Consider the following 11,748-nt stretch of genomic DNA (forward strand, 5'->3'; position numbering starts at 1 on the left):
TATCTGGGGGCCGCTTCGCGCCCCAGCGGGGATAAATCCCCTCGCCACTAGAAAGCCCTACGACATTTCAGTCGTCGCGTTTACATATCTATTTTTCCAATCCCACCCTCGATGGAAAGCGAATGACCTGTGGCGAGGGGATTCATCCCCGCTGGGCTGCAAGGCAGCCCCAATAAGGCAATCACATTTTTCCAGACAAATCGCGACCAGATATCTGGGGGCCGCTTCGCGCCCCAGCGGGGATGAATCCCCTCGCCACAAGAAGCCCTACGACATTTCAGTCGTCGCGTTTACATATCTATTTTTCCAATCCCACCCTCGATGAAAAGCGAATGACCTGTGGCGAGGGGATTCATCCCCGCTGGGCTGCAAAGCAGCCCCAACAAAGCAACTACATTTTTCCAGACAAATCGCGACCAGATATCTGGGGGCCGCTTCTCGGCCCAGCGGGGATGAATCCCCTCGCCACAAGAAGCCCTACGACATTTCAGTCGTCGCGTTTACATATCTATTTTTCCAATCCCACCCTCAATGAAAAGCGGATGACCTGTGGCGAGGGGATTCATCCCCGCTAGGCTGCAAGGCAGCCCCAACAAGGCAACCACATTTTCCCAGACAAATCGCGACCAGATATCTGGGGGCCGCTTCGCGCCCCAGCGGGGATAGATCCCCTCGCCACAAGAAGCTCTACGACATTTCAGTCGTCGCGTTTACATATCTATTTTTCCAACCCCACCCTCGATGAAAAGCGGATGACCTGTGGCGAGGGGATTCATCCCCGCTGGGCCGCGAAGTGGCCCCAACAAGGCAATCACATTTTTCCAGACAAATCGCGACCAGATATCTGGGGGCCGCTTCGCACCCCAGCGGGGATGAATCCCCTCGCCACAAGAAGCCCTACGACATTTCAGTCGTCGCGTTTACATATCTATTTTTCCAATCCCACCCTCGATGAAAAGCGGATGACCTGTGGCGAGGGGATTCATCCCCGCTGGGCTGCAAGGCAGCCCCAATAAGGCAATCACATTTTTCCAGACAAATCGCGACCAGATATCTGGGGGCCGCTTCGCGCCCCAGCGGGGATGAATCCCCTCGCCACAAGAAGCCCTACGACATTTCAGTCGTCGCGTTTACATATCTATTTTTCCAATCCCACCCTCGATGAAAAGCGAATGACCTGTGGCGAGGGGATTCATCCCCGCTGGGCTGCAAAGCAGCCCCAACAAAGCAACTACATTTTTCCAGACAAATCGCGACCAGATATCTGGGGGCCGCTTCTCGGCCCAGCGGGGATGAATCCCCTCGCCACAAGAAGCCCTACGACATTTCAGTCGTCGCGTTTACATATCTATTTTTCCAATCCCACCCTCAATGAAAAGCGGATGACCTGTGGCGAGGGGATTCATCCCCGCTAGGCTGCAAGGCAGCCCCAACAAGGCAACCACATTTTCCCAGACAAATCGCGACCAGATATCTGGGGGCCGCTTCGCGCCCCAGCGGGGATAGATCCCCTCGCCACAAGAAGCTCTACGACATTTCAGTCGTCGCGTTTACATATCTATTTTTCCAACCCCACCCTCGATGAAAAGCGGATGACCTGTGGCGAGGGGATTCATCCCCGCTGGGCCGCGAAGTGGCCCCAACAAGGCAATCACATTTTTCCAGACAAATCGCGACCAGATATCTGGGGGCCGCTTCGCACCCCAGCGGGGATGAATCCCCTCGCCACAAGAAGCCCTACGACATTTCAGTCGTCGCGTTTACATATCTATTTTTCCAATCCCACCCTCGATGAAAAGCGGATGACCTGTGGCGAGGGGATTCATCCCCGCTGGGCTGCAAGGCAGCCCCAATAAGGCAATCACATTTTTCCAGACAAATCGCGACCAGATATCTGGGGGCCGCTTCGCGCCCCAGCGGGGATGAATCCCCTCGCCACAAGAAGCCCTACGACATTTCAGTCGTCGCGTTTACATATCTATTTTTCCAATCCCACCCTCGATGAAAAGCGAATGACCTGTGGCGAGGGGATTCATCCCCGCTGGGCTGCAAAGCAGCCCCAACAAAGCAACTACATTTTTCCAGACAAATCGCGACCAGATATCTGGGGGCCGCTTCTCGGCCCAGCGGGGATGAATCCCCTCGCCACAAGAAGCCCTACGACATTTCAGTCGTCGCGTTTACATATCTATTTTTCCAATCCCACCCTCAATGAAAAGCGGATGACCTGTGGCGAGGGGATTCATCCCCGCTAGGCTGCAAGGCAGCCCCAACAAGGCAACCACATTTTCCCAGACAAATCGCGACCAGATATCTGGGGGCCGCTTCGCGCCCCAGCGGGGATAGATCCCCTCGCCACAAGAAGCTCTACGACATTTCAGTCGTCGCGTTTACATATCTATTTTTCCAACCCCACCCTCGATGAAAAGCGGATGACCTGTGGCGAGGGGATTCATCCCCGCTGGGCCGCGAAGTGGCCCCAACAAGGCAATCACATTTTTCCAGACAAATCGCGACCAGATATCTGGGGGCCGCTTCGCACCCCAGCGGGGATGAATCCCCTCGCCACAAGAAGCCCTACGACATTTCAGTCGTCGCGTTTACATATCTATTTTTCCAATCCCACCCTCGATGAAAAGCGGATGACCTGTGGCGAGGGGATTCATCCCCGCTGGGCCGCGAAGTGGCCCCAACAAGGCAACCACATTTTTTCAGACAAATCACGACCAGATATCTGGGGGCCGCTTCGCGCCCCAGCGGGGATAAATCCCCTCGCCACAGATTAATCTCCCTTCCACAAAAACAACGTGTAGATCCAGCAGGCCAGAAACGACAAAGGCCACCCGAAGGTGGCCTTTGTTGCTGGAACGAATCAGTCAGCCGAAGCTTACTTCTTCATTTCCCAGCCAGTCAGCTCGGCCAGGGCCTTGCCGATGTCTGCCAGCGAACGCACGGTTTTCACGCCTGCGTCTTGCAGTGCAGCGAATTTCTCGTCTGCAGTGCCTTTGCCGCCAGAGATGATTGCGCCAGCATGGCCCATGCGCTTGCCCGGAGGAGCAGTCACACCGGCGATGTAGGAAACAACCGGCTTGGTCACGTTTGCCTTGATGTAGGCAGCCGCTTCTTCTTCAGCCGAACCGCCGATCTCACCGATCATGACGATCGCTTCGGTCTTCGGATCTTCCTGGAACAGCTTCAGGATGTCGATGAAGTTCGAGCCCGGGATCGGGTCACCGCCGATGCCGACGCAAGTCGACTGACCGAAACCGGCGTCAGTGGTCTGCTTCACGGCTTCGTAGGTCAGGGTGCCGGAACGGGAAACGATACCGACCTTGCCTGGCAAGTGGATGTGACCTGGCATGATGCCGATCTTGCATTCGCCTGGGGTGATCACGCCTGGGCAGTTAGGACCGATCAGGGTGATACCCAGCTCGTCGCACTTGACCTTGGCTTCCAGCATGTCGATGGTCGGGATGCCTTCGGTGATGCAAACGATCAGCTTGATGCCGCCGAACGCTGCTTCAAGGATGGAGTCCTTGCAGAAAGGAGCCGGAACGTAGATCACGCTGGCGGTGGCGCCAGTGGCTGCAACAGCGTCTTTGACGGTGTTGAAAACAGGCAGGCCCAGGTGTTCGGTGCCGCCCTTGCCCGGAGTTACGCCGCCAACCATCTTGGTGCCGTATTCGATGGCTTGCTGGGTGTGGAAACTACCTTGCGAACCGGTAATACCCTGGCAGATAACCTTGGTGTCTTTGTTGATCAGGACGCTCATTATTTGCCCTCCGCAGCTTTAACGACTTGTTGAGCAGCGTCGGTCAGGCTGGTAGCAGCGATGATGTTCAAACCGCTTTCTGCCAGTACTTTAGCGCCCAGCTCAGCGTTGTTGCCTTCGAGGCGAACAACAACCGGGATTTTCACGCCAACTTCTTTCACGGCGCCGATGATGCCTTCGGCAATCATGTCGCAACGAACGATGCCGCCGAAGATGTTGACCAGTACTGCAGCGACGTTGGTGTCGGACAGGATGATCTTGAACGCTTCGGTTACGCGTTCCTTGGTAGCACCACCACCCACGTCGAGGAAGTTGGCTGGTTTGCCGCCGTGCAGGTTGACGATGTCCATGGTACCCATGGCCAGGCCGGCACCGTTGACCATGCAGCCGATGTTACCTTCCAGGGCTACGTAGTTCAGTTCGAACTTGGCAGCATGCGCTTCGCGCGGATCGTCTTGCGACGGATCGTGGAAAGTCTTCAGCTTAGGCTGACGGTACATGGCGTTGGCGTCGATGTTGATCTTGGCATCGAGGCAGTGCAGGTCGCCGTCGGCCTTGATCACCAGCGGGTTCACTTCCAGCAGTGCCAGGTCATGGTCCTGGAACAGCTTGGCCAGACCTACGAAGATCTTGGCGAATTGAGTGACCTGCTTGCCTTCCAGACCCAACTGGAATGCCAGTTCGCGACCCTGGAATGGCTGAGCGCCAACCAGTGGATCGATCGTGGCCTTGAGGATTTTCTCAGGGGTATCGTGAGCGATTTTCTCGATGTCCACGCCACCTTCGGTGGAAGCCATGAACACGATGCGACGGCTCGAACGGTCAACGACAGCGCCCAGGTACAGCTCTTTAGCGATATCAGTGCACGATTCAACCAGGATCTTGGTGACTGGCTGACCATTGGCATCAGTCTGGTAAGTTACCAGACGCTTGCCCAGCCACTGTTGTGCGAAGGCCTTGGCGTCTTCTTTGCTGCGAACCAGCTTGACGCCGCCCGCTTTACCGCGACCACCGGCGTGAACCTGGGCTTTGACAACCCATTCGCTGCCGCCGATTTTGTCGCAAGCTTCTGCTGCTGCTTCCGGGGTGTCTACCGCGTAGCCTGTGGATACTGGCAGGCCGTACTCAGCGAACAGCTGCTTACCCTGATACTCGTGAAGATTCATGCTTATTACCGTCTTCGTTAGGTACTGCGCATTCGGTGCTGCACCGTTTTCAGTGCCGCACCACCTGTGACTGCTGCTTGCGTAGCCTTCCGGTCAACCGGTAGAGCTACGCAAGACTGCGTCCAGCGGACATTCCGCGGTGAGTCTTGCTCGCAAGGCTCACGACGGGCCGAACCGCCGTGGTTTCTTATTATTTATTAACGCTTCTTGCGGTTGGCCACGTGGATGGCGCCGCCATTTACGGCCAGGGCCGCTTCGTGCAAGGCTTCGGACAGGGTCGGATGGGAGAAGACCATCATGCCCAGATCTTCAGCGCTGGTGCCGAATTCCATGCCGATCGCGCCTTGCTGTACCAGCTCGGCAGCGCTTGGGCCGATGACGTGAACGCCCAATACGCGATCCGTCTTGGCATCGGCGATGACTTTCACGAAACCGCCGGTATCGTTGGCAGCCATGGCACGGCCACTGGCGGCGAACGGGAAGGTGCCGACGTTAACGTCAACGCCTTCGGCTTTCAAGGCTTGCTCGGTTTTACCGACCCATGCGATTTCCGGATGGGTGTAGATGACCGACGGGATCAGGTCGTAGTTCATCTGGGCCTTGTGACCCTTGATGCGCTCGACAACCATGATGCCTTCCTCGGACGCCTTGTGCGCCAGCATCATGCCGCGAACCACGTCACCGATGGCGAAGACGCCCGGTACGGTGGTGGCGCAGAAGTCGTCAACCTTGATAAAACCGCGCTCGTCGAGTTCCACGCCGCTGTCGGCAGCCAGCAGGTCGGTGGTCACCGGACGACGGCCGACCGCAACGATCAGCTTGTCGAAGGTGATGGTCTGTTCGCCATTGGCGTCGGTGTAGTTGACCACGACTTCTTCGCCGTTGACTTTCGAACCGGTCACGCGAGCGCCCAGCTTGATGTCCAGGCCCTGCTTGGTCAGGGTCTTCAGTGCTTCCTTGGACACCGCGGTATCAGCGGCCTGCAGGAAGGTGTCGAGGGCTTCCAGCACGGTCACTTGCGCGCCCAGGCGCGACCATACCGAACCCAGCTCGAGGCCGATCACGCCGGCACCGATGACGCCCAGGCGCTTAGGCACGGACTGGAATTCCAGGGCGCCGGTGGAGTCGACGATCACATTCTGGTCGACCGGAGCCGGTGGAATGTCGATCGGACGGGAGCCCGGAGCCAGGATGACGTTCTCGGCTTCGATCACTTCAACCGAGCCGTCCGGCTTGGTCACTTCGACCTTCTTGCCCATCAGCAGCTTGCCGTGGCCCTGGATCGAGGTCACGCCGTTGGCCTTGAACAGGGTGGCAACACCGCTGGTCAGGTTCTTCACGATGTTGGCCTTGCGGCTGACCATCGCCGGTACGTCCATGCTCACGCCGGAGTGGTTGATACCGTGGATCTTGAAGCCGTCTTGCGCTTCGTGGAACTTCCAGGAGCTGTCCAGCAGCGCCTTGGATGGAATGCAACCGACGTTCAGGCAGGTACCGCCCAGGGCCTGTTTACCCTCTTTGTCGGTGTACTTCTCGATGCAGGCGGTGGTGAGGCCCAGTTGCGCAGCCTTGATGGCCGCTACGTAGCCACCAGGGCCCGCACCAATCACTACCACGTCGAATTTCTGAGTCATGAGTCATTCCTTCTCGAATCAAACCGGACGGTCACTTGTGGAGACCGTCGTGGGACGAAACCGGTTGTTTCAGCAAGGGGCCGGTCAACGGACCGGCCCTCGCGGCGATATCAGATATCCAGCAGCAGACGAGCCGGATCTTCCAGCAGGTTCTTGATGGTCACCAGGAACGTCACGGCTTCTTTACCGTCGATCAGGCGGTGATCGTAGGACAGGGCCAGGTACATCATCGGACGAATCACAACCTGACCGTTGATCGCCATCGGACGCTGCAGGATGTTGTGCATGCCCAGGATCGCCGCTTGTGGCGGGTTGACGATCGGCGTGGACATCATCGAACCGAATGTACCACCGTTGGTGATGGTGAACGTACCGCCGGTCATCTCTTCGATGGACAGCTTGCCGTCACGGGCCTTCTTGCCGAAGGTGGCGATGCCGCCTTCGATTTCGGCCAGGCTCATCAGTTCGGCGTTGCGCAGGACCGGAACCACCAGGCCACGGTCGCTGGATACCGCAACACCGATGTCGGCGTAGCCGTGGTAGACGATGTCGGAACCGTCGATCGACGCGTTGACGGCCGGGAAGCGCTTCAGCGCTTCGGTGGCAGCCTTGACGAAGAACGACATGAAGCCCAGGCGTACGCCGTTATGGGACTTCTCGAACAGATCCTTGTACTTCGAACGCAGGGCCATGACTTCGGTCATGTCGACTTCGTTGAACGTGGTCAGCATCGCCATGTTCGACTGGGCTTCGACCAGACGCTCGGCAACCTTGGCACGCAGGCGGGTCATCGGAACGCGTTTTTCAACGCGATCACCGGCAGCGAACACCGGCGCCGAAGCGGCCGGTGCGGCTGGCTTGGCAGGTGCGGCCGCCGGAGCCGCTTTCTTGGCAGCCACGGCGGCAACCACGTCTTCCTTGGTCACGCGACCACCCTTGCCGGTGCCGGCAACGGAAGCGATGTTGATGCCGTTTTCTTCAGCGATCTTGCGGGCAGCCGGCGCAGCGACTGGATCGTCTTCGCCATCGGCAGCCGGAGCGGCGGCCTGGGCAGCGGCTGGTGCAGCAGCAGCGGCCGGAGCAGCGGCGGCAGCACCGCCTTCTTCGATGGAGCCCAGCACTTCGTCGGACAGAACGGTGTCGCCTTCGTTCTTGACGATCGCGCCCAGCACGCCGTCGGCGGTCGCCAGGACTTCCAGCACGACCTTGTCGGTCTCGATGTCGACGATCAGTTCGTCACGCTTGACGGCCTCGCCCGGTTTTTTGTGCCAGGTGGCAACGGTGCCATCGGCAACCGATTCCGGGAAAGTGGGGGCTTTGATCTCGATAGCCATTATCTGTGGTTCCTTAAATTCGGTTTCAGGTGCGCGGAGGCATTAAACGGTAAAGGCATCTTGCAGCAGTTGTTCCTGCTGCTCGGCGTGCATCGATGCGTAACCACAAGCAGGTGCGGCAGAAGCCTCACGACCGGCGTATTCCAGGCCCAGGGCCTTGTTATGGTTGCCGATGCTGCGACGCAGGTGATGCTGACTGCTGTACCACGCGCCCTGGTTCATCGGTTCTTCCTGGCACCACACCACGTCGGTGAGGTTGGTGTAAGGCGCGATGGCCTCCATCAGGTCTTCTTCCGGGAACGGGTAAAGCTGCTCGATACGCACGATGGCGATGTCTTCGCGGCCTTCGGCACGGCGCTTTTCCAACAGGTCATAGTAGACCTTGCCGCTGCACAGGATCAGGCGGGTCACTTTGGCCGCCTCCAGCGTATCGATCTCGGAAATAACGGTCTGGAACGAGCCTTCGGCCAGGTCCTCGAGCGTGGAGATCGCCAGCTTGTGGCGCAGCAACGACTTCGGCGTCAGCACGATCAGCGGCTTGCGCAGCGGACGGATGACCTGACGACGCAGCAGGTGGTAGATCTGCGCCGGAGTCGTCGGTACGCAGACCTGGACGTTGTGCTCGGCACACAGTTGCAGGTAACGCTCCAGGCGTGCCGAGGAGTGCTCCGGCCCCTGCCCTTCATAACCATGCGGCAGCAGCATGGTCAGGCCGCACAGACGACCCCACTTGTGCTCGCCGCTGGTGATGAACTGGTCGACAACCACCTGGGCACCGTTGGCGAAGTCGCCGAACTGGGCTTCCCAGATCACCAGCGCATTCGGCTCGGTGGTGGAGTAGCCATATTCGAACGCCAGGACGGCTTCCTCGGACAGCAGCGAATCGTACAGGTCGAAACGTGGCTGGCCTTTGTACAGGTGTTGCAGCGGAATGTAGGTGCTGGCGTCTTTCTGGTTGTGCAGCGCCGCGTGGCGGTGCGAGAAAGTGCCGCGACCTACGTCCTGGCCGGTGATGCGGATCGGGTGACCTTCGAACGCCAGGGTCGCGTACGCCATGGTTTCGGCGTAACCCCAGTTGATCGGCAGGCCGCCGGCTTGCATCTTCTGACGGTCTTCGTAGATCTTCGCGACCTGGCGCTGGACCACGAAGCCTTCCGGGATCTCCAGCAGCTTGGCGGACAGTTCCTGCAAGGTCTTGAGGTCAAAACGGGTGTCGTGACGAGCGGTCCAGGCGTGGCCCAGGTACGGACGCCAGTCCACGAACAACTCTTTGTTCGGCTCCTTGACCAGGCTTTTTACAACGTGCAGGCCGTTGTCCAGGGCGTTGCGATATTCGTCGACTTTTTCCTGGACGCGCTCGGCATTCAGCACGCCGCTCTGGGTCAGGCGCTCGGCATACAGCTCACGGGTGGTGCGCTGCTTGGCGATCTGCTGGTACATCAGAGGCTGGGTGCCGCTTGGCTCGTCGGCTTCGTTGTGGCCGCGACGACGGTAGCAAACCAGGTCGATCACCACGTCGCGCTTGTACTGCATGCGGTAGTCGATGGCCAGCTGGGTCACGAACAACACGGCTTCCGGGTCATCGCCATTCACATGGAGGATCGGCGCCTGGATCATCTTCGCCACGTCGGTCGCGTACTCGGTGGAACGCGAGTCCAGCGGGTTGCTGATGGTGAAACCGACCTGGTTGTTGATGACGATGTGCACCGTACCGCCGGTCTTGAAACCGCGGGTCTGGGACATCTGGAAGGTTTCCATGACCACGCCCTGACCGGCGAAAGCCGCGTCACCGTGGATGGAGATCGGCAGTACCTTCTCGCCGGTCGGGTCGTTGCGACGATCCTGACGGGCGCGAACCGAACCTTCGACCACCGGGGAAACGATCTCCAGGTGGGACGGGTTGAACGCCATCGCCAGGTGGACTTCGCCACCGGTGGTCATCACGTTGGACGAGAAGCCCTGGTGGTATTTCACGTCACCGGAACCCAGCTCGACCTTCTTCTTGCCTTCGAACTCGTCGAACAGCTCGCGCGGGTTCTTGCCGAAGGTGTTGACCAGCACGTTGAGACGGCCACGGTGGGCCATGCCGATGACCACTTCCTTGGTGCCATACGAACCGGAACGCTGGATCAGCTCGTCCAGCATCGGAATCAGGCTCTCGCCGCCTTCCAGGCCGAAACGCTTGGTGCCCGGGTATTTGGTGCCCAGGTATTTCTCCAGGCCTTCACCGGCAGTCACACGCTCAAGCAGGTGGCTCTTGATGTCGGCGGAGTACGTCGGACGGCCACGAACGCTTTCCAGACGCTGCTGGAACCACTGGCGTTGCTCGGAATCGGTGATGTGCGTGAACTCAGCGCCAATGGTGCGGCAATATGTCTGCTGCAACGCTTCGTGAATTTCACGTAGGCTCGCTTCCTCTTTGCCGATGAACAGGTCGCCGGCACGGAAGGTCGTATCAAGATCGGCATTGGTCAAGCCGTAGTGAGTGATCGACAGGTCTGCAGGTGCAGGACGCTGCCACAGCCCCAGCGGGTCCAGCTGGGCTGCCTGGTGGCCTCGCATCCTGTAGGCCTGGATCAGTCGCAGTACTTCAACTTGCTTCTTCTCGTGTTCACTGCTCACGCTGCCGGCGGAGACCGGTTGAGCGCGGCGCTGGTTCTTTGCCAGCAGCACGAAATGATCGCGAATCGTCGAGTGCGAAACATCGGTGGCAGAGTTACCGTCAGCCGGCAACTTCTGAAAATAGGTGCGCCACTCTTCTGGCACAGCGTTAGGGTCGTGCAGGTAGAGCTCGTAGAGCTCTTCCACATAGGCAGCGTTACCACCGGAGAGGTGGGCACTGTTCCACATGCGCTGCATCACGCTTTCTTGCATGCTTGGTCACCCTCGATTAGGGGAACACCATCGGCGAAAACACCGAGCAAACTTGCAGAAGTCCGAGTGCAGCGACTAAAACAAGCCACTTAGGATCACGCTGATAGTCCGGGTACCAGCCCGGATGCCCCTGCTTGTCTCATTTCTTCAAAATAAGAACCGCCGCTTTGTGAGCGGCTGTTCTGGTTATGCTACGACGCGGGTTGAAGCCCGCGCCTTAGCCTCTACGGGTACAGCGGTTTACGGTACAGCAGCTGAATCACACGCCGTTTTGCAGCAGCATGTTACGTATGTGACCGATGGCCTTAGTCGGGTTCAGGCCTTTCGGGCAGACGTTGACGCAGTTCATGATCCCGCGGCAGCGGAATACGCTGAACGGGTCATCCAGTGCGGCCAGACGCTCGGACGTCTTGGTATCGCGGCTGTCTGCCAGGAAGCGGTACGCTTGCAGCAGGGCGGCCGGGCCCAGGAACTTGTCCGGGTTCCACCAGAAGGATGGGCACGAGGTCGAGCAGCAAGCGCACAGGATGCACTCGTACAGACCGTCGAGCTTCTCACGCTCTTCCGGGGACTGCAGACGCTCGATGGCCGGAGCCGGCGTGTCGTTCTGCAGGAATGGCTTCACCTTCTCGTATTGCTTGTAGAAGATGCTCATATCGACGACCAGGTCACGGATGACCGGCAAACCTGGCAATGGACGAACCACCAGCTTGTTGCCCTTGACCACGGCCGACAGCGGCGTGATGCAGGCCAGGCCGTTCTTGCCGTTGATGTTCATGCCGTCGGAGCCGCAAACGCCCTCGCGGCAGGAGCGACGATAGGAGAAACCTTCGTCCTGCTCCTTGATCAGGGCCAGCACGTCCAGCACCATCAGGTCCTTACCACCGGTATCGACCTGGAAATCCTGCATGAACGGCGCAGCGTCCTGATCAGGGTTGTAGCGATAAACACTGACTTGCAACATGGCG

Annotated in this window: 6 protein-coding genes; all 6 read right to left on the reverse strand. The window is 58.8% G+C overall.

Annotation, left to right across the window (positions count from 1 at the left end):
- Positions 1-2,887: 2,887 nt before the first annotated feature.
- Complete coding sequence (gene sucD, locus LOY35_RS20320) at positions 2,888-3,772, reverse strand: succinate--CoA ligase subunit alpha (RefSeq protein WP_003179236.1); 885 nt, start codon at positions 3,770-3,772, stop codon at positions 2,888-2,890.
- Complete coding sequence (gene sucC / locus LOY35_RS20325; protein WP_003179235.1) at positions 3,772-4,938, reverse strand: ADP-forming succinate--CoA ligase subunit beta; 1,167 nt, start codon at positions 4,936-4,938, stop codon at positions 3,772-3,774. The genes sucD and sucC overlap by 1 nt, the downstream gene beginning before the upstream one ends.
- A 197-nt stretch (positions 4,939-5,135) precedes the next feature.
- Positions 5,136-6,572: a dihydrolipoyl dehydrogenase gene (gene lpdA, locus LOY35_RS20330; RefSeq protein WP_258626199.1), complete on the reverse strand. Its 1,437-nt coding sequence runs from the start codon at positions 6,570-6,572 to the stop codon at positions 5,136-5,138.
- 110 nt (positions 6,573-6,682) lie between these two features.
- Positions 6,683-7,906, reverse strand: a complete 1,224-nt coding sequence (gene odhB / locus LOY35_RS20335; protein WP_258626209.1) for a 2-oxoglutarate dehydrogenase complex dihydrolipoyllysine-residue succinyltransferase — start codon at positions 7,904-7,906, stop codon at positions 6,683-6,685.
- 42 nt (positions 7,907-7,948) lie between these two features.
- The gene (locus LOY35_RS20340; protein ID WP_258626212.1) at positions 7,949-10,780 is read right to left on the reverse strand and encodes a 2-oxoglutarate dehydrogenase E1 component; all 2,832 of its coding nucleotides are present in this window, start codon (positions 10,778-10,780) and stop codon (positions 7,949-7,951) included.
- A 259-nt stretch (positions 10,781-11,039) separates the two neighbouring features.
- On the reverse strand, positions 11,040-11,744 hold the full coding sequence (locus LOY35_RS20345) for a succinate dehydrogenase iron-sulfur subunit (RefSeq protein WP_258626214.1): 705 nt from the start codon (positions 11,742-11,744) through the stop codon (positions 11,040-11,042).
- Between the last annotated feature and the right edge of the window lie 4 nt (positions 11,745-11,748).

Source organism: Pseudomonas sp. B21-028, from assembly GCF_024749045.1.
GTDB lineage: Bacteria > Pseudomonadota > Gammaproteobacteria > Pseudomonadales > Pseudomonadaceae > Aquipseudomonas.

Coding starts and splice junctions, on each gene's coding strand:
- sucD (WP_003179236.1), bottom strand. CDS start 3,772: ATGAGCGTCCTGATCAACAAAGACACCAAGGTTATCTGCCAGGGTATT.
- sucC (WP_003179235.1), bottom strand. CDS start 4,938: ATGAATCTTCACGAGTATCAGGGTAAGCAGCTGTTCGCTGAGTACGGC.
- lpdA (WP_258626199.1), bottom strand. CDS start 6,572: ATGACTCAGAAATTCGACGTGGTAGTGATTGGTGCGGGCCCTGGTGGC.
- odhB (WP_258626209.1), bottom strand. CDS start 7,906: ATGGCTATCGAGATCAAAGCCCCCACTTTCCCGGAATCGGTTGCCGAT.
- LOY35_RS20340 (WP_258626212.1), bottom strand. CDS start 10,780: ATGCAAGAAAGCGTGATGCAGCGCATGTGGAACAGTGCCCACCTCTCC.
- LOY35_RS20345 (WP_258626214.1), bottom strand. CDS start 11,744: ATGTTGCAAGTCAGTGTTTATCGCTACAACCCTGATCAGGACGCTGCG.